At 67.3% G+C, this 25,570-nt stretch carries 22 protein-coding genes; 12 read left to right on the top strand and 10 right to left on the bottom strand.

Annotated features, from left to right (window positions below):
* Positions 1-269 precede the first annotated feature (269 nt).
* The 5 genes from CFB40_RS30300 (at position 270) to CFB40_RS30320 (ending at position 6,474) form a co-directional block, all read left to right on the top strand.
* Complete coding sequence (locus CFB40_RS30300; protein WP_089433376.1) at positions 270-1,634, top strand: 2-hydroxycarboxylate transporter family protein; 1,365 nt, start codon at positions 270-272, stop codon at positions 1,632-1,634.
* 127 nt (positions 1,635-1,761) lie between these two features.
* Positions 1,762-3,645 (top strand): sensor histidine kinase, encoded by a 1,884-nt coding sequence (locus tag CFB40_RS30305; protein WP_089428994.1) that lies wholly within the window; start codon positions 1,762-1,764, stop codon positions 3,643-3,645.
* Positions 3,635-4,996 carry a sigma-54-dependent transcriptional regulator gene (locus CFB40_RS30310; protein WP_089433377.1) on the top strand — a complete coding sequence of 454 codons (1,362 nt, stop codon included), beginning with the start codon at positions 3,635-3,637 and terminating at the stop codon, positions 4,994-4,996. The genes CFB40_RS30305 and CFB40_RS30310 overlap by 11 nt, the downstream gene beginning before the upstream one ends.
* Positions 4,997-5,021: 25 nt before the next feature.
* Positions 5,022-5,351 (top strand): DUF3579 domain-containing protein, encoded by a 330-nt coding sequence (locus tag CFB40_RS30315; RefSeq protein ID WP_089433552.1) that lies wholly within the window; start codon positions 5,022-5,024, stop codon positions 5,349-5,351.
* A gap of 271 nt (positions 5,352-5,622) precedes the next feature.
* Positions 5,623-6,474 carry an alpha/beta fold hydrolase gene (locus tag CFB40_RS30320; protein WP_089433378.1) on the top strand — a complete coding sequence of 284 codons (852 nt, stop codon included), beginning with the start codon at positions 5,623-5,625 and terminating at the stop codon, positions 6,472-6,474.
* Positions 6,475-6,623: 149 nt separating this feature from the next.
* On the opposite strand, the gene CFB40_RS30325 is transcribed toward CFB40_RS30320, so the two are convergent.
* Positions 6,624-7,073: a PACE efflux transporter gene (locus tag CFB40_RS30325; protein ID WP_089429227.1), complete on the bottom strand. Its 450-nt coding sequence runs from the start codon at positions 7,071-7,073 to the stop codon at positions 6,624-6,626.
* A 99-nt stretch (positions 7,074-7,172) separates the two neighbouring features.
* On the opposite strand from CFB40_RS30325, the gene CFB40_RS30330 reads away from it, so the two are divergent.
* The gene (locus tag CFB40_RS30330; protein WP_089433379.1) at positions 7,173-8,063 is read left to right on the top strand and encodes a LysR family transcriptional regulator; all 891 of its coding nucleotides are present in this window, start codon (positions 7,173-7,175) and stop codon (positions 8,061-8,063) included.
* 65 nt (positions 8,064-8,128) lie between these two features.
* On the opposite strand, the gene CFB40_RS30335 is transcribed toward CFB40_RS30330, so the two are convergent.
* Entirely contained in the window at positions 8,129-8,560 is a 432-nt protein-coding gene (locus CFB40_RS30335) for a Tautomerase enzyme (RefSeq protein ID WP_089433380.1), read from the bottom strand.
* Between the two features lie 125 nt (positions 8,561-8,685).
* Here CFB40_RS30335 and CFB40_RS30340 point away from each other — a divergent pair, with 125 nt between their 5' ends.
* Positions 8,686-9,282 carry a TetR/AcrR family transcriptional regulator gene (locus tag CFB40_RS30340; RefSeq protein WP_089433381.1) on the top strand — a complete coding sequence of 199 codons (597 nt, stop codon included), beginning with the start codon at positions 8,686-8,688 and terminating at the stop codon, positions 9,280-9,282.
* Between the two features lie 101 nt (positions 9,283-9,383).
* Here the strand turns inward: CFB40_RS30340 and opcM are convergent, their stop codons facing one another.
* Genes opcM through CFB40_RS30360 form a run of 4 tightly spaced genes read right to left on the bottom strand, consistent with a single transcriptional unit; the run spans position 9,384 to position 16,286 of the window.
* Positions 9,384-10,919, bottom strand: a complete 1,536-nt coding sequence (gene opcM / locus CFB40_RS30345; protein ID WP_089428987.1) for a multidrug efflux transporter outer membrane subunit OpcM — start codon at positions 10,917-10,919, stop codon at positions 9,384-9,386.
* Between the two features lie 10 nt (positions 10,920-10,929).
* Entirely contained in the window at positions 10,930-14,130 is a 3,201-nt protein-coding gene (ceoB, locus tag CFB40_RS30350) for a multidrug efflux RND transporter permease subunit CeoB (protein ID WP_089433382.1), read from the bottom strand.
* 45 nt (positions 14,131-14,175) lie between these two features.
* Positions 14,176-15,393: a multidrug efflux RND transporter periplasmic adaptor subunit CeoA gene (gene ceoA / locus CFB40_RS30355; protein ID WP_089433383.1), complete on the bottom strand. Its 1,218-nt coding sequence runs from the start codon at positions 15,391-15,393 to the stop codon at positions 14,176-14,178.
* 32 nt (positions 15,394-15,425) lie between these two features.
* Positions 15,426-16,286, bottom strand: a complete 861-nt coding sequence (locus CFB40_RS30360) for an alpha/beta hydrolase (RefSeq protein ID WP_089428984.1) — start codon at positions 16,284-16,286, stop codon at positions 15,426-15,428.
* A gap of 174 nt (positions 16,287-16,460) precedes the next feature.
* Between CFB40_RS30360 and ceoR the strand changes: the two genes are divergently transcribed.
* Positions 16,461-17,465 (top strand): putative multidrug efflux transcriptional regulator CeoR, encoded by a 1,005-nt coding sequence (ceoR, locus tag CFB40_RS30365; RefSeq protein ID WP_039367883.1) that lies wholly within the window; start codon positions 16,461-16,463, stop codon positions 17,463-17,465.
* Between the two features lie 406 nt (positions 17,466-17,871).
* Entirely contained in the window at positions 17,872-18,165 is a 294-nt protein-coding gene (locus CFB40_RS30370) for a DUF4148 domain-containing protein (RefSeq protein ID WP_077021359.1), read from the top strand.
* A 219-nt stretch (positions 18,166-18,384) separates the two neighbouring features.
* On the opposite strand, the gene CFB40_RS30375 is transcribed toward CFB40_RS30370, so the two are convergent.
* The 3 genes from CFB40_RS30375 to selD all read right to left on the bottom strand — a co-directional run bounded on the left by CFB40_RS30375 (position 18,385) and on the right by selD (position 21,438).
* Positions 18,385-19,464 carry a purine-nucleoside phosphorylase gene (locus CFB40_RS30375; protein ID WP_011353903.1) on the bottom strand — a complete coding sequence of 360 codons (1,080 nt, stop codon included), beginning with the start codon at positions 19,462-19,464 and terminating at the stop codon, positions 18,385-18,387.
* Between the two features lie 245 nt (positions 19,465-19,709).
* On the bottom strand, positions 19,710-20,300 hold the full coding sequence (locus CFB40_RS30380) for a LysE family translocator (protein WP_089433384.1): 591 nt from the start codon (positions 20,298-20,300) through the stop codon (positions 19,710-19,712).
* 73 nt (positions 20,301-20,373) lie between these two features.
* The gene (gene selD, locus CFB40_RS30385) at positions 20,374-21,438 is read right to left on the bottom strand and encodes a selenide, water dikinase SelD (RefSeq protein ID WP_089429226.1); all 1,065 of its coding nucleotides are present in this window, start codon (positions 21,436-21,438) and stop codon (positions 20,374-20,376) included.
* Positions 21,439-21,553: 115 nt separating this feature from the next.
* On the opposite strand from selD, the gene CFB40_RS30390 reads away from it, so the two are divergent.
* Entirely contained in the window at positions 21,554-22,390 is an 837-nt protein-coding gene (locus CFB40_RS30390; protein ID WP_089433385.1) for a DMT family transporter, read from the top strand.
* Positions 22,391-22,426: 36 nt separating this feature from the next.
* Here CFB40_RS30390 and CFB40_RS30395 read toward each other — a convergent pair whose 3' ends face one another.
* On the bottom strand, positions 22,427-23,530 hold the full coding sequence (locus CFB40_RS30395; RefSeq protein ID WP_179255322.1) for a porin: 1,104 nt from the start codon (positions 23,528-23,530) through the stop codon (positions 22,427-22,429).
* Between the two features lie 349 nt (positions 23,531-23,879).
* Here CFB40_RS30395 and CFB40_RS30400 point away from each other — a divergent pair, with 349 nt between their 5' ends.
* On the top strand, positions 23,880-24,779 hold the full coding sequence (locus tag CFB40_RS30400; protein ID WP_089428981.1) for an N-formylglutamate amidohydrolase: 900 nt from the start codon (positions 23,880-23,882) through the stop codon (positions 24,777-24,779).
* Positions 24,776-25,549 carry an IclR family transcriptional regulator gene (locus CFB40_RS30405; RefSeq protein ID WP_089433387.1) on the top strand — a complete coding sequence of 258 codons (774 nt, stop codon included), beginning with the start codon at positions 24,776-24,778 and terminating at the stop codon, positions 25,547-25,549. The genes CFB40_RS30400 and CFB40_RS30405 overlap by 4 nt, the downstream gene beginning before the upstream one ends.
* Positions 25,550-25,570: the final 21 nt, after the last annotated feature.

Genomic DNA, 25,570 nt, shown 5'->3' on the forward strand with positions numbered 1-25,570 from the left:
GCGGCGATATGGCGGGCGGCCATGCGGGATCGGCGGCCTGACCGGCTGCCCGGCCGGCCGCCAGGCCGAAATCTCGGCCTGGGCGCCGGGCGAATTCCGAAATCTCGGCCAGCGGGCCGGGACTCCCTTTCCGCAGACGAAACAAACCCCTTATAAATCAATGCATTAAAAATATTCCGGCAGGCCGGATTTCTGGCACGGGGGTTGCGTAATAGACGGCACACGATGCCGCGAAGCCATGCAGGCATACCAACATCAGGAGACACGTCTTGCAGACCTCTATCCATACCCCGTCCCATCCGGAGCCGGTTTCCGACGCCGTCGCCGCCCCGCGCGCGCGCTTCTGGCCGGAAGGCTGGTGGAAACTGATGGAAATCCGCATCGGCATCATTCCGCTGCCCGTCTACTTCATCCTGCTCGCGCTGATCGTCGGCTTCTCGGTGACCGGCAAGGTGCCCGGCGAGATCTCGATGGCGATCGCGGTGCTCGCGTTCTTCGGCTTCACCTGCGCGGAACTGGGCAAGCGCCTGCCGCTCTTGCGCAACATCGGCGCGGCCGCGATCTTCGCGACCTTCGTGCCGTCGGCGCTCACGTACTACCACGTGCTGCCGAAGCCGGTGCTGAACCTGACCGTCGAGTTCACGAAGTCGACCAACTTCCTGTACCTGTTCATCGCGTCGATCATCGTCGGCAGCATCCTGAGCATGGATCGCCGCGTGCTGATCCAGGGCTTCGTGAAGATCTTCATCCCGCTCGCGGCCGGCTCGGTCGCGGCCGCGATCGTCGGCACGGCGGTCGGCACCGCGCTCGGCCTCGGCGCACGCCACACGCTGCTGTACATCGTCGTGCCGATCATGGCCGGCGGCGTCGGCGAAGGCGCGATTCCGCTGTCGATCGGCTATTCGGAACTGATGCACCTGCCGCAAGGCGAAATGTTCGCGATGGTGCTGCCGCCGGTGATGCTCGGCAGCCTGACCGCGATCATCCTGTCGGGCGCGCTCGACATGCTCGGCAAGCGCTTCCCGCACCTGACCGGCAACGGCCGCCTGCAGGTCGGCGAATCGGGCGACATGACGCCCGAGAACGAGGAAATCCGCGGCCACGTCGACGTCTCGCACATCGCGGGCGCCGGCATCACGGCCATCACGCTGTACCTGGTCGGCCTGATGGCGCACAAGCTGTTCGGCCTGCCCGCGCCGGTTGCGATGCTGTTCCTCGCGGTGCTCGTGAAGCTCGCGCGCGCGGTGTCGCCGCCGCTGCAGGAAGGCGCGTTCGTCGTCTACAAGTTCTTCTCGACCGCCGTCACGTACCCGCTGCTGTTCGCGATCGGCGTCGCGATGACGCCGTGGGACAAGCTGACCGCCGCGTTCACGATCGTCAACGTCGTCACCATCGTGTCGACCGTCGCGACGCTGATGGGCACCGGTTTCGTGGTCGGCCGCCTGATGAAGATGTACCCTATCGACACCGCAATCGTGAACGCCTGCCACAGCGGGCAAGGCGGCACCGGCGACGTCGCGATCCTGACCGCCGCGAACCGGATGCAGCTGATGCCGTTCGCGCAGATCGCGACGCGGATCGGCGGCGCGATCGTCGTCACGGTCACGCTGATCCTGGTCGCCCACTTCGGATGACGCGCCGCCGCGCGCACCGTCGCGCAGGCCGCTTCGCACGCGCCGCCGCCGGCCCAGCCGGCGCGCGGCGCGCGTCGTTCGGGGTGTCGTTTCGGGCGTCACGCCGTGCGGACGGTTGCGGGCTTCGATGAGGGCGAACGTGCAGAAAAGCTTCAAGGGAATCCCGTGGTGGGGCTGGGCATCGGCCGGCGTGCTGTATGTGTGCGTGGCGGCCGCGGCCGTCGATTTCGCGTGGGAACGCGCGATCGACGCGCTCGAGGAAACCGGCGCGCACCGGCTCGACCTGTATGCGTCGAGCCTGAAGAGCGAACTCGGCCGCTTCGAGATCCTGCCCGGCCTGGTCGCGCGGCAGGATGGCGTGCGCACGATGCTGAAAGCCGCGCCGCATGACGCCCCCGAACTCGTGCACACGGTCGACACCTACCTCGAAGCCGTGAACCGCGACGCGGGCAGCGGCGCGGTCGACGTGATCGACCTGCAGGGCGACGTGATCGCCGCCAGCAACTGGAACGAGACGCTCAGCTTCGTCGGCACCAACGTGTCGTACCGGCCGTATTTCAAGGACGCGCTCGCGCGCGGCAGCGGCCGCTTCTTCGGCATCGGCACCAACACCGGCGTGCCGGGCGTCTACTTCGCCAGCGCGGTGCGCGACGAAGGCGTGCCGATCGGCGTGGCCGCCGTGAAGATCAGCGTCGATTCGCTCGAATCGGCGTGGCGCGCGCCGGGCGTCGCCGCGATGGTCGTCGACAGCAACGGCGTGGTCGTGATCTCGACCGAACCCGCCTGGAAATTCACCGCGCTGCGCCCGATCACCGCGCAGCAGCAGCGCGACATCCAGGCGTCGCGGCAATACGCGGGCCGCACGGTCGACGCGCTGCCGTACCGCCATATCGGCGACCGCAGCGCGGCCGCGTGGTTCGGCACCTTCCCCGATACGCGCCACAGCGGCCGCACCACGCGCTATCTCGTGATGTCGCGCCCCGCGCCGCAGGCCGGCGATTCTCTGATGGTGCTGCTCGACATCGCGGGCGCGCGGCGCCAGCAGCAGACGGCTTTCGTGTTCGTCACCGGCGCGTTCCTGATCGCCGCGCTGCTCGCCGGCTACGCGATCCAGCGCCGCCGGGCGATCGTCGCGCGGCTGAACGCGCAGGACGCGCTGCGGCGCGCGAACGACCAGCTCGAGCTGACCGTCGCGCAGCGCACGGCCGCGCTGACGGCCGCGAACGAACGGATGCAGCGCGAGATCGTCGAGCGCGAGCGCACCGAGCAGCGGCTGCGCGCATCGCAGCAGGAAGTCGTGCATGCGGGCAAGCTCGCGGTGCTCGGGCAGATGGCCGCCGGCCTCACGCACGAGCTGAACCAGCCGCTCGTCGCGATCCGCACGCTGTGCGACAACGCGCGCACGTTCTTCGAGCGCGGCCAGCCCGCGCCGGCGCTCGCCAATCTCGAACGGATCGGCAAGCTCGTCGACAGCATGGCGGTGCTCACCGGCGAGCTGAAGACCTTCGCGCGCAAGCCGGACGTCGAGCGCGTCGCGGTGTCGCTGAACGAGGCCGTCGCGCATGCGCGGCTCATCTACGATGCGCGGATCCGCGACGAAGGCGTGCAGCTCGACGTGAACATCGCGCCGGGCACCGCCGTGTCGGCCGAATCGAGCCAGTTGCAGCAGGTGATCGTGAACCTGCTCGGCAACGCGCTCGACGCGGTGCACGACGCGAGCGTGCGCCGTATCGTCATCGAGGCCGCCGGGCCGGACGAAGCCGGCCGCGTGCGCTTTACCGTGGCCGACAGCGGCGCGGGCATCGCGCCCGACGTGCTGCCGCATCTGTTCGAGCCGTTCGTCACGACCAAGCCGCGCGGCCAGGGCCTCGGGCTCGGCCTCGCGATCACGTCGCGCATCGTCGAGGCGTTCGGCGCGAAGATCGCCGCGACGAACCGCGACGAAGGCGGCGCGCAGTTCAGTATCGAATTCGCGGCGGCCACGCTGCAAAGGACAGAGCATGGAAGATGAGATTCGGGTGCTGGTCGTCGAGGACGATGAAAACGTCCGGATCGGCGTCGAGCAGGCGGTAGCGCTTGCCGGCTTCGCAGTGGACGCGTTCGCGTCGGCCGCCGACGCGCTGCATCACGTCGCGCCCGGCGCGCCGGTCGTGATCGTGTCGGACGTGCGGATGCCGGGCATCGACGGGCTGCAGCTGCTCGATCGCGTGATGGCCATCGACGCGCAGATCCCGGTCGTGCTGATCAGCGGCCATGCCGACATCTCGACGGCCGTCGGCGCGATGCAGGTCGGCGCGTACGACTTCATCGAGAAGCCGTTCTCGTCGGACGTGATCGCGGGGCGCGTCGCGCGCGCGGTCGAGAAGCGCCGCCTGACGCTCGAGGTCCAGGGGCTGCGCGCGGCGCTGAACAACTGGCAGGGCATCGAGGCGTTCGTGCTCGGCAAGTCGCCCGCGATGGCCGACGTGCGCAAGAAGATCCTGCGCCTCGCCGATACGTCGGTGTCGGTGCTGATCACCGGCGAGACGGGCACCGGCAAGGAACTGATCGCGCGCAGCCTGCACGACTTCGGCGGCCGGCGCGACGCGCATTTCGTCGCGCTGAACTGCGGCGGCCTGCCTGAGCAGGTGTTCGAGAGCGAACTGTTCGGCCATGAAGCCGGCGCATTTACCGGCGCGATCAAGAAGCGCATCGGCAAGATCGAATGGGCGGACGGCGGCACGCTGTTCCTCGACGAGATCGAGACGATGCCGATTCCGCTGCAGGTCAAGATGCTGCGCGTGCTGCAGGAGCGCGTGGTCGAGCGGCTCGGCGCGAACGAGCTGATTCCGGTCGACTGCCGCGTGGTCGCCGCATCGAAGGCCGATCTCGCCGAGCTCGCGGCCGACGGCCGCTTTCGCGCGGACTTGCTGTATCGCCTCAACGTCGCGCAGATCGAACTGCCGCCGCTGCGCGAGCGGCGCGAGGACGTGCCGCTGCTGTTCGAGCATTTCGTGCTCGCGGCCGCGCGCCGCTTCGGGCAGCCGGCACCGGTCGTCACGGCTGCGCAGGTGTCCGAACTGATGACGCATGCGTGGCCCGGCAACGTGCGTGAGCTGCAGAACGTGGCCGACCGCTTCGTACTCGGGCTGACTGGCGACAGCCTGCTGTCGTCCGGCGGCACGCCGGCCGCGGGCGGCACGCTCGCGGAGCAGCTCGCGTATTTCGAGCGGATGCTGATCGAGGACATGCTGCAGCGTCACAACGGCAATGTTGCGGACGCAAGCGAAGCGCTCGGGATGCCGAAGAAAACGCTCTATCACAAGCTGCGCAACCTGCGGATTCCCGCGCGCGGCGACGCGGCGGCCGATGACGGCGAATGACGCGAACGAGGACACGCACTCCAGCATGGATCGCATCGACATCACCGAACACGGCCGCGTCACTGGCCACCTGATCCGCGGCGTCACGCACGCGCAGAAAGCCTTCCGCCCGAGCGACTGGCCCGAGCGCCTCGCGGGCGTCATCACGCTGTTCGTCGGCGAACGGCGGCCCGGCTATCCGTGCGCGCTGTCGCGGCTCGCGATGCCCGTCGTCGACGGCAACGTCAAATGCCTGTTCGTGTCGGATGAATTGCGCACCGTATGCGCGGACGCATTCGATTTCGCGATGCAGTTCGCGACCGACAACGACCTCCCCGTCGTGCTTCAGACCGCGCCCGCGCTGGCGGTGCGCTGACGCGCCGGCCGCTTTCGCGGCTCGCCTTCTTCCCGTTTTCCAAACATGCGATGTGCAGGTGCGCAGGTCGCCGCACGCCCTTTTCCAGCCTTTCCAGCGCCTCGACCAATCGTCAGATGATTGAAAGCATCGACACCCGTCCCCTCACGACAAGGGTTTCCGGCCGAGCCATCAATAAAATTGATCGTCACGATGAAAATTATGCGTTTTCCTTGCAGGTCGCCGTGATGCATAGTTGCGTCGTGTTGACGCACCTTTGAGTCTTTCAGTCATGAACATGCGAATCGAGCCGTCCGTGCTCGCGAACCCCGACCTGCAATTTGCGACGCTTTCGTCAGGCATCAGCCTGCCGTATGTCGAGCGGGGCAGCGGCGCGCCGATGGTGTTCGTGCACGGCTCGCTGTGCGACTACCGCTACTGGGATCCGCAGCTCGCCGCGCTGTCGGCCCACTACCGCTGCATCGCGCCGAGCCTCAGCCATTACTGGCCGGCCGTCGAAGCGGGCATCCAGGACGAGTTCAGCTGGCAGAACCACGTCGACGAGCTCGCCGAATTCATCGACGCGCTCGACCTCGGCCCCGTGCACCTGGTCGGCCACTCGCGCGGCGGCAGCGTTGCGTTTAACGTCGCGCGCCAGCATCCGCATCTCGTCGAATCGCTGACGCTCGCCGATCCGGGCGGCCCGCTGCAACAGCCGGGCGTGCGCGAAGCCGCGCTGCCCGCCGCCGCGATCGCGCTGCGCACGCAGGCCGTGAACCTGATCGGGCAAGGCGACGTCGAATCGGGCCTCGAGATGTTCGTCGATTCCGTGAGCCTGCCGGGTGCATGGAAGAAGAGCACGTCGCGTTTCCGCACGATGGCGATCGACAACGCGAGCACGCTGCCGAAGCAGCTGCGCGACCCGCTGCCCGCGTACTCGCAGCACACGGCCGGCGACATCGCATGCCGCACGCTGCTGATCGACGGCCAGCGCAGCCCGAAGATGTTCCGCAACAACGTCGACACGCTGTCGCAATGGATCGGCAATGCGCAACGGCAGACCGTCGCCGGCGCATCGCACGGGATGAACGCCGCGAGCCCCGCCGTGTTCAACCGCTTCGTGCACGAGTTCGTCGCCGCGTAACGCTCGCGGGCGGTTTCCGCGCCGCCCGTTCTCCTCGCTGTTCAACGACGATGCGGATCCGTGCCGCATCGCCGCTTCATCAACCGCCGTGCGTGACCGGCGCGTCCGTTCCGTCAATCTGCCTGCCTGCGCAATTCCTTCAGCACGGCTTACCACGCGGCGGGCTCCGGCTCCGCCTTGCGCGTGACCGCATCGGGCAGCCCGAACACGCTGTCGAACGCCCAGTTGTACGTGAACGTGAAGATCGGGAAGAACACGATCAGCACCGCGTCGTACAGGAACGCCTGCAGCAGCGACACGTCGAGCCACCACGCGATCAGCGGGATCAGGAACGTCACGAGCGCGACCTGGAAGCCGATCGCATGCACCACACGGCGTCCGACCGTGCGCGTCGTCGCCGCACTCCTGCGCTCCCAAGCCTCGAACACGAGGTTGTACACAAAATTGACGGTGACACCCGTCGTCGAGATCATCACGCCCAGCAGGCCGCTCGCCGCCACGCTCGCGCCGCTCAGCATGCCGAGCACCGACGATGCGATCAGAATGCCGAGCACCTCGAACATCACGACGTAGACTATGCGTCTCTTCCACCCTTGCATGACCATCCACCTTCTATCGAACAAGGTGGCGAGACTATCAGCGGGTAGCGCGTCCGCAAAAGTCAGGTCCTTTCAATTTTTCTGACAGGAGGCCAGTGCATGCTGACCAGCGACCACATCGACATGCTGCTGACCGTCATCGACAAAGGCTCGTTTTCCGCGGCCGCGCGGGCGCTCGGCCGCACGCCGTCGGCGATCAGCATGGCGATCGCGAACCTCGAGGCCGAGCTCGACCTCGTGCTGTTCGACCGCGGCACGCGCGAACCGACGCCGACCGCCGCGATGGCGGCGCTGCTGCCCGACGCGCGCTCGATCGCCGAGCGGCTGCACGCGCTGCGCGCGCATGCGCAGCACCTGTCGGAAGGCGTCGAGGATACGTTGCGGCTCGGCCTCGCGGCCGAACTCGACGGCGCGCCGGTCGCCCACGCGCTGACGGCCGTCGCCGCGAAATACCCGGCGCTCGCGATCAGCATCGTCACGGCGCCGCAGGACGTGATCATCGATGCGCTGCATCGCGGCGCCGTCGATCTCTGTGTCGCGTATGGCGGGCTCGACCTGCATCCGCAGGAGCAGATCCACGCGCTGTGGACCGAGACGCTCGTCGCGGTCGCCGCGCCGAGCCATCCGGCGATCGCCGAATGCGCGCAACCGGAAGCGATCGAGCGGTTGTCGGGCTTCCGGCAGATCGTGATCGCCGATCCCGAGCGGCCGCTGACCGACGTGCGGCCGTTGATCGGCAACCGCACGTGGAAGGTGACCGACATGGCGACCGCAATCGCGCTGGTGAAGGCCGGACATGGCTGGGCGAACCTGCCCGAATCCGTGACCGGCCGATACGTCGCCGACGGCGAACTCGCGCCGCTCGTGTTCGCGAACATCCGCAACGGGTTGCCGCTGCCCGTGTTCCTGAGGCGGCCGAAGCACACAGGGCTCGGCAAGGCGGCCAGCGAACTGGTTCGCGCGCTGCGGGCTGCAGGCGATGAAAAATGACCGGCGTGGCGGCGAGCGCCGCCACGCCGTCGGTCAACGCCTGATGGCTTGACCGTTAGTTGCGATCAGTGCGCTGCCGCCGCCGCGCTCTGGATCGAATCGACGAGCGATGCGTTGTCGTAGCGTCGTCCGGCAATGCCCCATCCACCATCGACCGCATGGACGACGTTCACCCACACCTGCGCGGGCGTCAGCCGCCCGCCGGCGCGGTGCAGCACGATCGCCGTCGCCCGTTCGACGAATTGCCGCTGACGGTCGGGCGCCGCGAGCGCCACGGCGGGCAGCTTCAGCTCGACGAACGCGGCGGGTTCCGCGCGTCCATGCACGAAGGTCCGGTTTCGCGGCAGCACGTTGAGCGTGCCCACCACGTTCGGCGCCAGGAACGCATTCCCGGTAAGCCCCTCGACGTCCAGCAGCGCATCGGTCAACTCGGCAAACACCGCCCCCTCGTCGTCCGGCGTGAAAACCCCTTCGGATACTGTCAGCGTAATCGGCATCGCACTTTCTCCTGGTCAGGTCATCGGTCAGGTGACGTGATATAAATACCAGTCACTCTCTATACATTAGACACTGATCGCTCTCTATGCAAGATAAAGAGTGATCACTCTGAAGCGAGCCTGTCATGCGTTATTCCGTCGAGCACAAGCACGAAACCCGTACGCGCATCCTCGAAGCCGCGAGCCGGCTGTTCCGCGAGGAGGGGTATGGCGGCTCCGGCATCGGTCCGCTGACGAAGGCGGCGGGCGTCACCAACGGCGCGTTCTACGGCCATTTCAAAACGAAGGGCGAAGCGTTCCGGCAGGTCGTCCTCGATGGCCTCGCCCAGCTCCGGCAAGGCGTCGCGACGTTCAAGGCCGAGCATGGCGCGCGCTGGCGGCGCCCGTTCGTGTCGTTCTACCTCGGGCCGCGACGCACTTGCGAGCTCGGTGAAAGCTGTGCGCTGCCAAGCCTGTCCCCGGAAGTGATGCGCGCCGACGACGAAACGCGCGACGCTTACGAGCAGGCACTGCGGCAGATCGTTGACGAAGTGTCGGCAGGAATGGATAACCCACCCGATGACGATCGGGCCATCGCGTTTCTTGCGCTGCTGTCGGGCGGCGTCACGCTCGCGCGCGCGGTGCGCGATCCGGAACTGGCGCATCGCATCGCCGATGCGGTCGGCCGCTACGCGGTGGTGATCGCGGAACGCACAGAGGTGAAACCGGAGCAACAGGCCTGACCGCCGTGACTGACCGCCAATAAAAAACCCGATCCGCGTCGCCACGGATCGGGGTTCTTCGATCGACTACCCAGTAAGTCGGCCCGTCTCGGGCCGGTGCATCACCGCGCAGCCACCTCCGCCTTGCCCGTCGCCGCATCGCCCACCGCCGTCGGTGCCGGCCCCCATCCGCCGCCCAGCGCGCGGATCAGGTTCACGGTCGACACGGCCTGCGCGCCGGTCAACTGGTTCGACTGCAATTGCGACTGCAGCACCGAGCGTTCGCTGTCGATCACGTCGAGATACGCGACCTCCCCTTCCTGATACTGCGTGCGCGACAACGTCGCCGCGCGCCGCGACGCGTTGACGGCCGCATCCTGCGCGCGGATCTGGTCGTCGAGCAGGCGCAGGTCGGCGAGATTGTCCTCGACCTCGCGGAACGCGACGAGCACCTGCTGCCGGTAGTTCGCGACCTGCTCGTCGTACTGCGCGCGCGCCTGCTGCACGCCGGCCGCACGACGGCCGCCGTCGAACAGCGGCAATGTCAGCGCGGTACCGGCGAACGGCCCGAGCAGGAACGTGCGGCTCGACCACAGGAACAGGTTGCCGAGCGTCGACGCTTCATACCCAAACGCCCCCGTGATGTCGAGCTTCGGGAAGTACGCCGACTTCGCGAGGCCGATCCGCGCGTTCGCGGCCGCCATCGCGCGCTCTGCCGCCGACACGTCCGGACGGCGCTCGAGCAGCGCGGACGGCAGGCCCGGCGGCACCTTCACCGCGACCGGCACGATCGGCGTTTCCTTGAACGCGAAATCCGCGGGCGCCTTGCCGAGCAGGATCGCGAGCGCATGCTCGGACGCCGCGCGCCGCCGCGCGACGCCGACCGCATCGGCCTGCGCGGTCGCCAGCTCGTTCTTCGCGCGCGATACGTCGAGCTCGCTGATGTCGCCTTCGTTGAAGCGGCGCTGCACGAGCTTCAGTGCCTGCTCGCGCAACTCCACCGTGCGGCGGTACAAGTCCTGGTCGGAATCGAGCTGACGCAGTTCGAAGTAGTTCTGCGCGACGTCCGCCTGCAGCGCGAGCTGCACCGAGCGGAACAGCGCTTCGCTCTGCGCCTGGTCGGCACGCGACGCCTCGACGTTGCGGCCGACGCGGCCGAACAGGTCGGCTTCATACGACACGGTGCCCTGCGCGCGCCACAGCGTCGCGTTGGTCGGCCCCGTGCCCTGCGGCTGGAACTGTGACGCCGACGACAGCCCCTCGCGCGTCGGCCCGAAGCCGGCGCCGACCTGCGGGAACCACTGCGAGCGCGCCGAACGCGTCGCCGCGCGTGCTTCCTCGACACGTGCAGCCGCGGCCTTCAGGTTCTGGTTCGCGGCGAGCGCCTGCGTCTCGAGCGAATCGAGCACCGGGTCGCCGAACACCTTCCACCATTCGCCGCGATGCGCGCCGTCCGCCGGCTCGGCCGTCTTCCACGTGCCGGCCTGCTCGCCGGCGGCAAGCGTCGGCGCTTCCTTGAATGCGGCAGGCGTCGGCGCATCCGGGCGCTTGTAGTCGGGCCCCACCGCGCACGCGGCGAGCAGCGTCGCGAGCAGGGTGCTCGCGGCCGCCACCTTCGCGAAGCGCATCAGGCCATTCGTGTTGTGCAAGTTATTCATCTTCCTGTCCTCAAGCATCCGAAGCCGGCACGTGCTGGGACGGCACACCGTAACCCGCCGAGTCCTTCCCGGCGACGTGGATCTTGCCGCCCGCGAGCGTGCGCAGCACGACGTAGAACACCGGCGTCAGCATCAGCCCGAACAGCGTCACGCCGAGCATCCCGAAGAACACCGCGACCCCCATCGCATGGCGCATTTCCGAACCGGCACCCGTCGACGTGACGAGCGGCACCACACCCATGATGAAGGCGATCGACGTCATCAGGATCGGGCGCAGCCGCAGCCGGCTCGCCTCGATCGCGGCCTCGAGCGGCGTCCTGCCGTCGTGTTCGAGTTCACGCGCGAATTCGACGATCAGGATCGCGTTCTTCGCCGACAGCCCCACCAGCACCATCAAGCCGATCTGCGTGAAGATGTTGTTGTCGCCCTGCGTGAGCCACACGCCCGTCAGCGCCGACAGAATGCTCATCGGCACGATCAGGATCACCGCGAGCGGCAGCGTCAGGCTTTCATACAACGCCGCGAGCACGAGGAACACGAGCAGCACGCTGATCGGGAACACGTACATCGCCGAATCGCCGGCAAGAATCTGCTGGTACGTGAGGTCGGTCCATTCGAACCGCACGCCGCGCGGCAGCGTTTCATGCGCGATGCGCTCGATCGCGGCCTGCGCCTGGCCCGACGAGAAGCCCGGTGCCGGGCCGCCGTTGATGTCGGCCGCCGTGTAGCCGTTGTAGCGCACGACCATTTCCGGGCCGAACGTCGGCGTCACGGTGACGAGCGACGACAGCGGCACCATCTCGCCACGGTCGTTGCGTGTCTTCAACTGCAGGATGTCGTCCGCACGCTGGCGGAACGGTGCATCGGCCTGCACACGTACCTGATACACACGGCCGAAGCGGTTGAAGTCGTTCACGTACAGCGAGCCGAGATACACCTGCATCGTGTTGAACACGTCGGTCACCGGCACGCCCAACTGCTTCGCCTTCACGCGATCGAGATCGACGTTGAGCTGCGGCACGTTGATCTGGTAGCTCGTGAACAACGGGCCAAGCTCAGGCGCCTGCTGCGCGCGCTTGATGAAGTCGTTGGTCGCATCCGCGAGCCGCGCATAGCCGACCGCGCCGCGATCCTCCACCTGCATCTTGAACCCGCCCAGCGTACCGAGGCCGAGCACCGGCGGCGGCGGGAACACCGCGACGAACGAGTCCTTCATCGCGCCGTACTTCTGGTTCAGCGCCCCCGCGATCGCGCCGGCCGACAGCGCCTTGCCGTGCCGTTCCGAGAACGGCTTGAGCGTGACGAACACGATGCCCGCGCTCGAGCTGTTCGTGAAGCCGTTCACCGACAGCCCCGGGAACGCGACGGCGCTCTCGACGCCCGGCTGCTTCAGCGCGATCGAGCCCATGTCGCGGATCACCTTCTCGGTGCGGTCGAGCGACGCGCCGTTCGGCAGCTGCGCGAACGCGATCAGGTATTCCTTGTCCTGCGCGGGCACGAAGCCGCCCGGCACGACCTTCGACACGAGCACGGTCGCGCCCACCAGCACGAGGTACACGCCGAGCATCAGCGTCTTGCGCGACAGCACGCCGCGCACGCCGCGGCCGTAGTTCTCCGCGCCGCGATGGAACACCTTGTTGAAGCCGCGGAAGAAGCCGCCGAGCACGCGGTTCATCACGCGCGTGAGCCAGTCTTCCTTGTCACCGTGACCCTTCAGCAGGATCGCGGACAGCGCCGGCGACAACGTCAGCGAGTTGAACGCCGAGATCACCGTCGAGATCGCGATGGTCATCGCGAACTGCTTGTAGAACTGGCCGGTCAGGCCCGACATGAACGCGAGCGGCACGAACACGGCGACGAGCGTCAGCGCGATCGCGATGATCGGCCCGCTCACTTCCTGCATCGCCTTGTAGGTCGCCGCCCGTGCGTTCATCCCGCTCTCGATGTTCCGCTCGACGTTCTCGACCACCACGATCGCATCGTCGACCACGATCCCGATCGCGAGCACCATCCCGAACAGTGACAACGCGTTGATCGAATACCCGAACGCGAGCAGCAGCGAGAACGTGCCGATGATCGACACCGGCACCGCGATCAGCGGAATCAGCGACGCGCGCCAGGTCTGCAGGAACACGATCACGACGATCACGACCAGCGCGATCGCTTCGAGCAGCGTGTGCACGACGGCCTTGATCGACGAACGCACGAACTGCGTCGGGTCATAGACGATCTTGTAGTCGACGCCCGCCGGCATGTCCTGCTTCAGCTCGGCCATCGTCTTGCGCACTTCGTCCGAGATCTGCAGCGAGTTCGCGCCCGGCGACTGGTTGATCGCCATCGCGACGGCCGGCTTGTTGTCGAGCAGCGAGCGCAGCCCGTATTCGGACGCGTCGAGCTGGATCCGCGCGATGTCGCGCAGGTGCGTGACGCCGCCGTCCGGCGTCGTCTTCACGACGATGTCGCCGAACTCGTCTTCCGTCTGCAAGCGGCCGCGCGCGTTCACCGACAACTGCAGCGGCGTGCCCGGCAGCGACGGCGACGCGCCGATCACGCCGGCCGCGACCTGCACGTTCTGCTCGCGGATCGCCTGCACGACGTCCTCGGCCGACAGCCCGCGCTGCGCGACCTTCTGCGGATCGAGCCACACGCGCATCGCGTAGTCGCCCGACCCCCACAGCTGCACCTGGCCGACGCCCTGGATCCGCGACAGGCGATCCTTCACGTTGATCAGCGCGTAGTTGCGCAGGTAGGTCATGTCGTAGCGGTTGTCCGGCGAGATCAGGTGGACCACCATCGTCAGCGTCGGCGAGCTCTTCACCGTCGTGATGCCGAGCCGCTGCACGTCTTCCGGCAGGCGCGGCAGCGCCTGGTTCACGCGGTTCTGCACGAGCTGCGTGGCCTTGTCCGGATCGGTGCCGAGCTTGAACGTGACGGTGATCGTCATGTTGCCGTCGCTGTTCGCCTGCGACTGCATGTAGAGCATGTCCTCGACGCCGTTGATCTGCTCTTCGAGCGGCGACGCGACCGTCTCGGCGATCACCTTCGGGTTCGCACCCGGATACTGCGCCTTGACGATCACGGAAGGCGGCACGACTTCCGGATACTCGGAGATCGGCAGCAGGAACATCGCGATCACCCCGCCGAGCAGGATGATCACCGATAGGACTCCTGCGAAGATCGGCCGGTCGATAAAGAATTTGGAAATGTTCATGTGTGGCTCTGTCTGGTTGAACGCGGATACGAAGCGGCGGGCCGCTTACGAATCCGCCTTCGCCGGGGCGGCCGGCTTCGCGTTGCCCGCCAAAGGCGCGGACGGCGCGTCACCGCCCGTCATCGGGACCATGTGCGGCTTCACCTGCTCGCCGGGGCGCACGCGCTGCGTGCCGTTCACGACCACGCGATCGCCGGCGGAGAGCCCGCTCACGATCACGCGCCGGTTGCCGTGCTGCATCCCCTGCTGCACTTCGCGGTACGACACGCGGCCTTGCTGGTCGACGACGAACACGAACTTCTTGTCCTGGTCGGTGTTGATCGCCGCGTCGTCGACGAGCAGTGCCTCGTGCGGCGCGCTGCCGCCCACCTTCACGCGTGCATAGAGGCCCGGGACGAGCGCGCCGTCGGCGTTGTCGAAGCGCGCGCGCACGCGGATCGTGCCGGACGACGTGTCGAGCCGGTTGTCGACCGAGTCGATCTCGCCGCTGCGCGAGTAGCCGGTTTCGTTCGCGAGGCCGAGCTCGACCGGCACCTTGCGGCCGCTGCGCGCGCCGTTGATGTATTGCAGGTAGGTCTGCTCGTCCGCGTCGAACGACGCGTAGATCGGCGACACCGACACCAGCGTCGTCAGCGGCGCGGCCGCTGCGCCGGCCGACACGACGTTGCCGAGCGTGATTTCCGCACGCGACACGCGGCCCGACACCGGCGCCGTGATCCGCGTATAGCCGAGGTTGATCCGCGCCGTTTCCAGCGCGGCTTCGGCGGCCTTCAGGTTCGCCGTCGCCTCGCGGGCCGCATTCTGCTTCTCGTCGTAGTCGCGCTTCGCGATCGCGTTGTCACCGATCAGCCGCTGCGCGCGCTGCCAGTCGGTCTGCGCGTAGCCGTTGCGCGCCTGCGCGGCCGCGAGCTGCGCGGCTGCGCGATCGGTTTCGGCCTGGTACGGGCGCGGGTCGATCACGAACAGCACGTCGCCCTTCTTCACGAGCGCGCCGTCCTTGAAGTTCACCGCGACGATCGTGCCCGACACCTGCGGGCGCACGTCGACTTTCTCGACCGCTTCGAGGCGGCCCGAATAACTCTGCCAGTCGGTCACGGTCTGCGGCACGACGGTCGCGACGTCGACTTCGGGCAGCGGTGCTGCCGCTTTCTCCGGTGCGTTTGCGTTCACGCGCATCGCGCCGAACGTTCCGAGGCCGACGACGGCGAGCGTCACGATCGCCGCTGTCGCGATTCGGGAACGGGAGGTGCGTAGGATGGCCATGTGGATCTCCAGTAAACGTGGATTGGTTTTGGTTATTCGGAACGGTTCGGCTGGCGCGCCTGGAAGCGGCACTGAAAGAAGCGCACGGCTTCCTCGAAGGCGGCTTCGTGCGTCGCGAGCGCGGCGTGCGTGATGTCCGGATAGCGGATCACCTGCGTGAGCACGCCCGACGAGATCAGGCAGCCCGCATATTTCTCCGCCTCGACGTGCAGCACATCGTTCTGCGCGGTGACGACGAGCGTCGGCGGCAGCCCCGCGAGGCGCACCGATTCGAGCGGCGCCGCGTACGGGTGCATGCGTTGGGCGGCCTGCGGCAGATACGCGCGATAACAGGCCGCGCATTCGCGCGGGGTGATGTCGGAGGAAAGACGATCGGCGTCGCCGATGCGCGTCATGCTGGGGTCGAGCATCGGCCCGAACAGCGCCTGCGCGACGATCTGCACCTCGCCGCGATCGCGCGCGATGAACGCGAGGCAGTTCGCGAGCTGGCCGCCCGCGTCGTGGCCCGCGACACCGATCTTCTTCGGGTTGCCGCCGAACGCGCGGGCGCGCGTCGCGGCCCACACGGCGGCGCGATACGCATCCTCCGGCGCGGCCGGAAAAGGAAAGGCCGGCGCGAGCGAATAATCGACCGACACTACGAGCGCTGGTAAGCGTTCTGCTAAAAAACGCGCGGCGAAATCGGCGTCTTCGAGCGAACCGCGCACGAAGCCGCCGCCGTGGAAATAAAGCACTACTGGCAACCCGGTCTTGTCCGGGCGGCGGTAGAGGCGCAGCACGATGTCCTGCGCGTAGCCGGGAATTTCGACTTCGGCGACCGTCAGCGCCGCGCCTGCCGTGGCTTGCACGGGCAACGCGGCCTTCAGGAATTTGCTGAATTCAGAAGCGTCCATGACGATGCAGCATCCATTTCGAGATGGAACGAATTCTGGGTCCGGCAGACATTGGGATAAATGCCTATAATCCGGCAACACAATTCAACGCCCCCGAACAATCCGAGGCTGCGTTTACCCACGAGGTAGCGCAGCCTTCTTGTTCCGGAGGCTCATTAGATTGCGGAGGTTGTGATGGACCGGCTTCAGGCCATGCAGGTGTTTACTCGCGTCGTCGATACAAGCAGCTTCACCAAGGCAGCAGAAACGCTCAGCTTGCCGCGAGCGTCCGTCACGACGATCATCCAGAATCTCGAAGCATTCCTCGGTGTGCGGCTGATGCACCGGACCACGCGCCGGCTGTCGCTCACGCCGGACGGCGCCGCGTACTACGAACGATGCGTGCGGATCCTCGCGGACGTCGAGGAAACCGAGGCGAGCTTCCAGGCGAACAACCGGAAGCCGCACGGAAAGTTGCGTATCGACATGCCGGGTTCGATCGGGCGGCTGCTCGTGATTCCGTCGCTGTGCGAATTCCATACGCGCTATCCGGACATCGACCTGCAGCTCGGCCTGTCCGACCGGCCGGTCGACCTGCTGCAGGAAGGGGTCGATTGCGTGATCCGCGTCGGTGCGCTGCAGGACTCGTCGCTCGTCGCACGCCGGGTCGGCCTGTTCGAATGCGTGACGGTCGCGTCGCCCGACTATCTCGAGCGCCACGGCGAGCCGCAGACGATCGACGACCTGAACCAGCACAAGGCCGTCAACTACTTCTCGAGCCGCACCGGCCGCACGATCGACTGGACGTTCCTGACCGACGGCAAGGAAGTCGAGATGAAGATGGAAGGCATCGTGTCGGTCAACGACGCGGATGCGTACGTGACCTGCGGGATCGAAGGCTTCGGGCTGATCCAGCCGCCGCTCTTCATGGTGCTGCCGCATCTGCGCGAAGGCCGGCTCAAGGAAGTGCTGCCGGGCGTCAAGCCGCTGCCGATGCCGATCTCGGTCGTGTATCCGCACAGCCGCCATCTGTCGCCGAAGGTGCGCGTGTTCGTCGACTGGATCGCCGAGGTGTTCGACCGCTGCCCGCTGCTGAGCGGCAAGGGCAGCCTCGACGCGACGTGCAGCAAGCGCACGTTCGAGGAAGCCGAACGCGCACCGGCGCTCGACACGCCGGTCATCAACGAGTGGGTTGCGTAAGCGCCTGAACTGAGCAACTGAACCGCACACGCGGGCTGCCAGGCCCGCGTGTCGCCCCGCCTCCGCGCCCCATTTCCCGCCCGGCGCAGCCGATCCTTCCCGAATCCGCAGCAAACCTTTGTGCCAGGCGACGCAATCGTCCGCCTGCGTCGTCGCGCGCCGTCGTCGCGCCCGTTCGAGGCCCGCTGCAAGCGGGTTCGAGCGATTTCCGCATAACCCTGCCGGGTGTACGGATGGCGATTGTTCCACTGACACGACAATTCAATTCGCATCTGCCGCATTTATCGCGACGGAACAGATACCTAGAGTAAACCCTGTCGCGCACCTCGTTGCGCATCGAACAGATCCCGCTTGATGGGACCGGAGTAAGCGCTCAGCGCCAGCTCCGACAGACAGGAGTTTCGCCATGAACCGCCGCCATCTTCTCTCCGCCCTCGCCCTCACGCTCGCCGTGTCCGCCCCGGCCTTCGCCGATTCCGGCACCCCGCATGCCGGCGACTACGGCAACACGTCGTGGTACTCGCAACACAACGGCCCGCGTACCCGCGCCGAAGTGAACGCGGAAGTCGAGCAGGCACGCAAGGACGGCACGCTCGCGTACCTGCGCAAGGCCAACTCGTATCCGCAAGGGCTCGAACTGGCGCAAGGCCCGTATCGCTCGATGCCGGAAAGCAACCAGCTCGCCGGCGGGGGCCGGTAAACGCGCAACGCCGCGCAACGGGTTGCCCCGCGCGCGGCGTTTCGAACCCGCCATCGACGACTCGCCGAGTCAGTCAGCTAGATAGTTAGTTGCAGGAGAACATGATGAACGATCAACTCCCTTCGCCGCTCGATCACTGGGACGACACCACGCCGGTATGGACGCCGTTCCGTTCGGCCCCGCACGCGCACTGATCGCGGCTGAGTCGTCGTCCGGCACTTACCGGCGCGGCACCCCGTCACGCCATTCGCCCCAGTGCGTCACGATGTCCTGCACGAGCGGATTGCCCGCGCGGTACAGGTTTTCGGTCGCCGGGGCGAAGCCGCCCTGGTCCGCGTAGTTCAGCAGGTTGTCGGCACTCGTCTGCCCCGCATACGGCCGGTCGAAATCGGACCCGGTGCGCAGCACCGCGACGCGCGACAGGTCGACCCGCTTCACGCTCGCCGCACGCTTGAGCGCTTCATACGTCGCGTTGTCTTCCTGCGCGGTCATGCAGTACGTGCCCTTGCCGTCAGTCAGGATCTTCGTCCACTGGCGCGCGCGCTCGCCGATCAGCGTGCCCGAGAACCACGTGTTGCCCGATGACGTGTCGCACTGGATCACCGTCGGCGGCCGGTTCGCCGGCGCGTAGTTGAACTTCGCGCGTGCGGCCTGCGCCTGCGCGCTGTCGGCGAGCACGACGTTGCGCGACAGCGCGACCGCGGCGTCGGTCAGTTGCGGGTTGAGCTGGAACACCTCGGTGCGATAGTCGAGCGGCGGCTTGTCGTTCGGGCTCTTCGTGTTGATGCCGAGGAAGCCCGTATTCCAGCCGGCCGGAATCTCGCGTGCATCGAGCTCCCACTGCAGGCTGAAGTCGACGAGGTATTTCGACCACGCGGCCGAACCGACCGTGCCTTGCGCGGGGTCGACGCCCGCGATGCCGGAAATCAGGAAGTACGTGCGGCGCAGGTCGAAGCGCTGCGAGAACGTGAGCGCCATGATCGTCGCCGACGCGTTCGCATAGCCCATGCCGGTCGTGACCACGCATACGTCCTGCTTGTTGCAATGCACGTTCGGATAGTCGGGCGACAGGCCGGGCACGGCGATGTCGCGCCACGGGCCGATCCGGTCGAGCCAGGCCTGGCCCTCAGGACCGAACATCGTGATGATCATGACCTTGACCGGGCGGCCCTGTGCACCGGTCTCGGCAAATGCATTGTTGCCCGCGTTGTTGCCCTGGTTGTCCTGCGCGATCGACGGCGCGGTCGCACAGGCTGCGAGCGAGAATGCAGCGGCGGAAAGAATGGAGCGAGTCAGCATCGGCGTTCCTTGTTTCGATGATGTTGGGTGAGAACGGCTCTCGTAGACTGCGCGTCGGAGTATAGAACGCGCATGCCCGATGCGGAACCCGACTACGAAACGGCAACGGTGCGTCGGCGCGGGTCGGGTACGCGCGGGAATGACGAAGGAAATGGTCTCCGCGCGTCGACACACCATCAGGATTACTATCCGGTTGCTCGACACCGGCACGTCAATCGCACTTGCACGCGTGTCACCCGGCACCGCTACAGCCGCGCCAGCCCCGCCACCCCGTAACCCAGCACGACAAGCGCCGCGACCACATGGCTCGCCGCGAGCAACGCCGGCGACTTCACGATCCGCCCGATCACGCTGCCGCCGAATGCGAACACGAGCTGCCCCGCGAGGCTGCCGGCAAACACGCACGCGGCACCCAGCAGCCAGTGCCGATGCGCACCGGCGGCAGCCGTTGCATAACCGTAGAACAACAGGATCGTGAGCGGGTTCGCCAGCGTGACGAAGAACATCGATGAAAACGGGCGGCTGCCCGGCGGCCGTGCATCACCGTCGAGCGTGCGGCGGCGATCCCGCAGCGCCTGCCACAGCATCCGCGCGCCCATCGCGAGCAGCACGAGCGCGCCGACCAGGCGCAACAGCGACAGATGGGCGGCGAGCGTGCTCGCGAGCATCGCACCGAGCGTGAATGCGACGACCGCATAGCAGCCGTCGGCCATCGCGACACCCACCGCCGCGCGCACGCCGCTTGCGGTGCCGGCGCGCATCCCGTAGTTCGCGATCATCAGCGCAACGGGCCCGACCGACAGCGCGATCATCAGCCCGAACAGGAAGTCGTTCATCGGTCGTCGATGCCTTCGATGGAAGGCATCGATTCTAGCGACCGCAAAAAAAATCCTGTGTGGCGCGTGAGCGTCACGCGACGTCGACGCGTGCGGGCCCGTCCACCATCTCGCCGATCACGCCCGCGCGGTCGAAGCCGTCGGCACGGAAGCACGCGAGCACGTCGTCGACGGCCTCCGGTGCGCACGCGACCAGCAAGCCGCCCGACGTCTGCGGATCGGTCAGCAGCGCCTGCGCGACGGGCGGCAGCGTGGCGGCCAGCCGCACGTCCGTGCCGTATGCGGCCCAGTTGCGGCCTGACGCGCCGGTGAACACGCCATCGGCGACGAACGCCTCGACGCCCGCGAGCCACGGCAGCGACGCATAGTGCACGCGCGCGGTGAGGTGCGCGCCGCGCGCCAGCTCGAGCGTATGGCCGAGCAGCCCGAAGCCCGTCACGTCGGTCAGCGCATGCACGCCCGGCAGCGCGGCGAGCTCGGCGCCCGGCCGGTTCAGCTTGGTGGTCGTCGCGACCATCTGCGCATAGCCATCGGCATCGAGCTGGTTCTTCTTCAGCGCGGCGGACAGCACACCGACGCCGAGCGGCTTGCCGAGCACGAGCACGTCGCCCGCGCGCGCGGCCGCATTGCGCTTCACGCGCGACGGATGCACGACGCCGATTGCCGCAAGCCCGTAGATCGGCTCGACCGAATCGATCGAATGGCCGCCCGCGACCGGGATGCCGGCGTCCGCGCACACCGATTCGCCGCCGCGCAGCACGGCCGCGATCGTTTCGTGCGGCAGCACGTTGATCGGCATGCCGACCAGCGCGAGCGCGAGGATCGGCTTGCCGCCCATCGCATAGACGTCGGACAGCGCGTTGGTCGCGGCGATGCGGCCGAAGTCGAACGGATCGTCGACGATCGGCATGAAGAAGTCGGTGGTCGCGACGATCGCCTGCTCGTCGTTGAGGCGGTAGACGGCTGCGTCGTCGGAGGTCTCGGTGCCGACCAGCAGATCCGGGAACAGCGCGGGCGGCGTCGCGCGCTTCAGCAGCTCGGACAGCACGCCCGGCGCGATCTTGCAGCCGCAGCCGCCGCCATGTGACAGGCTCGTGAGGCGCGGAACGGCAGGCTGGGCTTGGGTGGCTTCGGTCATGGTCGGCATCCGGTGAATAACAACACGCCATTATCGACAATTCCTTGCGAGTGCGCCCGATACCCACATAATGATCGCGCCGCCTCCGCTCCCGCCCCTGTCCGCCCCTTCGTCCATGGACCACCTCTTCATCGGCCTCGTGCTGTGCTCCGCGTTGCTGCACGCGATCTGGAATGCCTTCCTCCACGTCAGTGAAGACCGGCTCGTCCAGCTCGGCACGATGTCGCTGCCGTATTTCGTGTTCGGCGCGGCCGGCGCCGCGCTGCTGCCCGCGCCGGCGCCCGCCGCGTGGCCGTATATCGCCGGGTCGGCCGTGCTCGAGGTCGCGTACTGCTTCACGCTGGCGCGCGCGTATCGCAGCGGCGAATTCGGGCAGATCTACCCGATCGCACGCGGGATTTCTCCGCTGCTCGTGTCGGTACTCGCGCTCGCGATCCTGCATGAGCGGCCGACGCCGCTCGGCTTCGCGGGCATCGCGCTCGTGTCGCTCGGCATCATGTCGCTCGCACTGCGGCGCGGCTTCCGGTTCTCCGGCGAAGGCGTGCCGTTCGCGCTGCTCACGGGCGTGTTCATCGCCGCCTATTCGATCTGCGACGGCATCGGCTCGCGCGTATCCGGCAGCGCGCTCGGCTACATCGCGTGGGTGTACGTGCTGTGGAGCGTGCCGCAATTCGTGCTGGTGTGCGCGGTGCGTGGCGGCCCGCGCGCGGTGCTCGGCTCGCGCACCGCGCTCACGCAGGGCGCGATCGCCGGCACGATCTCGCTCGCGGCGTACGGGATCGTGATCCTCGCGTACCGGTACTTGCCGGTCGGCACGGTGTCGGCGCTGCGCGAAACGAGCTCGATCTTCGCGGTCGCGATCGGCTGGCTCGTGATGCGCGAGCGGCCCGGCGCGCAGCGGCTCGCCGCGTGCGCGCTGGTTGTGGCGGGCGCGGCGCTGATCCGGCTGTAAGCAGAACGAGCGCGCGCCCGCGCGCCTGCCGCCGCGTCAGAACTTGTGGCGGATGCCCGTCACCGCGACGATCTGCGTGCGCGTGCTCGACGGATTCGAGATGCCTTCGATCGCGGCCACCGTGTTCGACGACGCACGCTGGTAGAACGCGTTCACGTAGATATCGGTGCGCTTCGACAGGAAATACTGCGCACCGACGCTCGTCTGCAGGTAGTGCGAACTCGGCTTCGGCCCTTGCGACGCGAGCACCTGCGTATAGGTTTCGCCGAGCGCGAACTGCAGCGCGGGCGTCATCAGGTAGCGCACGCTGCCCTCGTAGTTGTTGAAGCGCATCGCGCCGCCCGTCTGCAGGTTGAACAGCGAACTCGTGTACAGCAGCCCGAACGTCGCGGCGCCCCACGCATACGCGCCGCCCGCGCCCCAGATCTGCTGGCGCGTCACGCCCTTGATGAACGTGTAGTAGTTGTCGGATGCCGCCGCGCCGGTGGTGTCGAGCGCCGGATGATCGACGCGCACGTAGGCCGCACCGAGTTGCAGCGGCCCGTTCTCGTAGCTCGTGCCGATGCTCCACACGCGGTTTTGCGCGAACGACGTCGAATTCGAGAAGCCGTACAGGCCGACCGCGCGCAAGCCGTACCAGGTGGGCGTCTGGTACTGCACCGAATTGTTGGTGCGGAACGTGTTGTTCAGGTCGTCGGTGTCGAACGGGTGCAGCGCGTACTGCGTGAGCGCGGTGGTCGCGCCGATCTGCAGCGGCTCCAGCACTTCCTGCGCCGCGTTGTACTGGCGACCCATCGTCAGCGTGCCCCAGCGGTCGTTTTCCAGCCCGACGTACGCGCGGCGCCCGAACAGCCGGCCGCCCTGGCTCGCGGCGCCGCTCTCGATGTTGAAGCCGTTCTCGAGCCGGAACACCGCGCGCGTGCCGCCGCCGAGATCCTCCTTGCCGAGCAGCCCGAAGCGCGTGCCCTGCTCGTTGCCGCCGGTCGCCTGCCACGCGGCATGCCCGTTCTGGTTGTTCGTGTACGTGATCCCCGAATCGACCACGCCGTACAACGTCACGCTCGACTGCGCATGCGCGTGCATCGCACCCGCCGCCGTTGCGAGTCCCGCCAGCGCGACCGCCATTCCTTTCCGCTTCATCTCCAACCCCTTTTATCGACCGAATATGGGGAGCGATTTATTTCGCTCGACACGTGTTTTAATGAATAAAACATCGTCTTATTCATTGTCGAATTCGGCGATTTGAAGCGTCAAGCGATGCCAAAAATCGTACATGGGAGTGAAATACCCCTGAATCTCCAGGCGTTTCAAGGAATGAAACGCACCCAATAACCACGGGCATTACAGCCCGATCTCGACATGCAATCCCGATATCGCAAAAAGCCCTTGACCGCGATTTTCAGTCGTTGTGAAATATTGATACGCTGTTTTAATGATTAAAACAACCGCACGAGACGCTTCGAGAAACTAGGTAAAGAACCTGATCCCCATGCTGACGTTTAATTGCAACAACGCGACCGCCGGCGCATCGCCTGCGTATTTCGTCGCGACGCCGACGGTGCCGGCCCTGCCGATCGTCGTCGACTCGCCGCACAGCGGCATCGCGTATCCGCCGGACTTCGCCACCGTCGCGCCCGATGACGCGATCCGCACGACGTGGGACGCGTACGTCGACGAACTGTGGGCCGGCACGCCCGCGCGCGGCGGCACGCTGCTCGGCGCGACGTTTCCGCGCGCATACATCGATCCGAACCGCGCGGAAACGGACATCGACGCAACGCTGCTCGCCGAGCCGTGGCCCGAGCCGCTTGCGCCGCAGCCGTACACGCAGCGCGGGATGGGGCTGATCCGTCGCGACGCGCTGCCCGGCGTGCCGCTATACGACCGCAAGCTGTCGCTCGAAGCAGTACGCCACCGGATCGACGCGTACTACCTGCCGTACCGCCGCGCGCTCGCCGGCATCGCCGAGCCGCTGCACGCCGCGCACGGCGCGCTGTGGCATATCGACTGCCATTCGATGAAGTCGCGCGGCAACGCGATGAACGTCGACGCGGGCGCATGGCGGCCGGACGTCGTCGTCAGCGACCGGCGCGGCACGACCGCGGACCCGGCCTTCACCGCGTGGACCGCGCAGTGGTTCGCCGACGCCGGCTATCGCGTGCAGATCAACGACCCGTACCAGGGCGGCGACCTGCTGACCGCGCTCGCCGATCCCGCGCGGCAGCGCCACAGCATCCAGATCGAATTCAATCGCGCGCTGTACATGGACGAGGCCGCATTCGCGAAACACGTGGGCTTCGCCACGTTGAAGCGCTCGGTCGATGCGTATCTCGACGCACTCGCCGATTACGTCCGCGTGCGCATCGCGCCGCAGGGAGACCCCGCATGACGACCTACATCGTCGACGCCGTCGACAGCGCGCTGAAGCTGCTGACCTACGTGGCCGAGCATCCGAACCTCGGCGTGACCGAGCTCGCATCGCAGCTCAGCATCAACAAGTCGCGCACGTACCGGATGCTGTGCACGCTCGAACTGCACCGCTTCGTCGTGCAGGACCCGCGCACGTCCACCTATGCGCTCGGCCCGCAGGCGTTCGTGATCGGCGTAGCGGCGTCGCAGCAGAACGCGGTCGTGCGCGCCGCGCACCGGCACATGCTCGCGCTCAACCAGGCGATCAACGAGACCATCGTGCTGCGCGTGCGCGAAGGGCTCGAATCGGTGTGCGTCGCGCGCTGCGAAACGACGCACGCGGTACGCACCGTCGGCGCGGTCGGCAACCGCCGGCCGATCAATTTCGGCGCATCGGGCAAGGTGCTGCTCGCATTCGCGCCCGACCCGGTGCGCGACGACTTTCTCGCGCAATTGCGCCGAAACGGGCACGCCGACGATCCGGCGAAGCTCGCCGGCGAACTCGACGCGGTCGCGCGCAAGGGCTACGCGGTGAGCAGCGGCGAGGTGACGCCCGGCGCGGTCGGGATCGCGGTGCCGGTGCGCGACCTGACGGGGGCGACAGTCGCGTCGGTCAGCGTGACGGGGCCCGAGGTGCGCGTGAGCCACGCCGACATTCCCGACTATCTCGAACGACTGCAGGCGTGCAGCCTCGCGATTTCCGCCGAACTCGGCTACGTCCCGGCGCGTGCCGCGCTGCAACCGGCCTGACGGCCCGCTTCCTTCTCCGAC

This window comes from Burkholderia sp. AU31652 (assembly GCF_002223155.1).
Lineage (GTDB): Bacteria > Pseudomonadota > Gammaproteobacteria > Burkholderiales > Burkholderiaceae > Burkholderia.

Bases quoted from the DNA above. Each gene is read 5' to 3' on its own strand.
- CFB40_RS30330 (WP_089433379.1), top strand. From the start codon at position 7,173: ATGCTGACCAGCGACCACATCGACATGCTGCTGACCGTCATCGACAAA.
- CFB40_RS30340 (WP_089433381.1), top strand. From the start codon at position 8,686: ATGCGTTATTCCGTCGAGCACAAGCACGAAACCCGTACGCGCATCCTC.
- CFB40_RS30395 (WP_179255322.1), bottom strand. From the start codon at position 23,530: ATGAAGCGGAAAGGAATGGCGGTCGCGCTGGCGGGACTCGCAACGGCG.
- ceoA (WP_089433383.1), bottom strand. From the start codon at position 15,393: ATGGCCATCCTACGCACCTCCCGTTCCCGAATCGCGACAGCGGCGATC.
- selD (WP_089429226.1), bottom strand. From the start codon at position 21,438: ATGACCGAAGCCACCCAAGCCCAGCCTGCCGTTCCGCGCCTCACGAGC.
- CFB40_RS30315 (WP_089433552.1), top strand. From the start codon at position 5,022: ATGGATCGCATCGACATCACCGAACACGGCCGCGTCACTGGCCACCTG.
- ceoR (WP_039367883.1), top strand. From the start codon at position 16,461: ATGGACCGGCTTCAGGCCATGCAGGTGTTTACTCGCGTCGTCGATACA.
- CFB40_RS30325 (WP_089429227.1), bottom strand. From the start codon at position 7,073: ATGCAAGGGTGGAAGAGACGCATAGTCTACGTCGTGATGTTCGAGGTG.
- CFB40_RS30405 (WP_089433387.1), top strand. From the start codon at position 24,776: ATGACGACCTACATCGTCGACGCCGTCGACAGCGCGCTGAAGCTGCTG.
- CFB40_RS30390 (WP_089433385.1), top strand. From the start codon at position 21,554: ATGGACCACCTCTTCATCGGCCTCGTGCTGTGCTCCGCGTTGCTGCAC.
- CFB40_RS30305 (WP_089428994.1), top strand. From the start codon at position 1,762: ATGAGGGCGAACGTGCAGAAAAGCTTCAAGGGAATCCCGTGGTGGGGC.
- CFB40_RS30370 (WP_077021359.1), top strand. From the start codon at position 17,872: ATGAACCGCCGCCATCTTCTCTCCGCCCTCGCCCTCACGCTCGCCGTG.
- CFB40_RS30360 (WP_089428984.1), bottom strand. From the start codon at position 16,286: ATGGACGCTTCTGAATTCAGCAAATTCCTGAAGGCCGCGTTGCCCGTG.
- CFB40_RS30375 (WP_011353903.1), bottom strand. From the start codon at position 19,464: ATGCTGACTCGCTCCATTCTTTCCGCCGCTGCATTCTCGCTCGCAGCC.
- ceoB (WP_089433382.1), bottom strand. From the start codon at position 14,130: ATGAACATTTCCAAATTCTTTATCGACCGGCCGATCTTCGCAGGAGTC.
- CFB40_RS30320 (WP_089433378.1), top strand. From the start codon at position 5,623: ATGAACATGCGAATCGAGCCGTCCGTGCTCGCGAACCCCGACCTGCAA.
- CFB40_RS30400 (WP_089428981.1), top strand. From the start codon at position 23,880: ATGCTGACGTTTAATTGCAACAACGCGACCGCCGGCGCATCGCCTGCG.
- CFB40_RS30380 (WP_089433384.1), bottom strand. From the start codon at position 20,300: ATGAACGACTTCCTGTTCGGGCTGATGATCGCGCTGTCGGTCGGGCCC.
- opcM (WP_089428987.1), bottom strand. From the start codon at position 10,919: ATGAATAACTTGCACAACACGAATGGCCTGATGCGCTTCGCGAAGGTG.
- CFB40_RS30335 (WP_089433380.1), bottom strand. From the start codon at position 8,560: ATGCCGATTACGCTGACAGTATCCGAAGGGGTTTTCACGCCGGACGAC.
- CFB40_RS30310 (WP_089433377.1), top strand. From the start codon at position 3,635: ATGGAAGATGAGATTCGGGTGCTGGTCGTCGAGGACGATGAAAACGTC.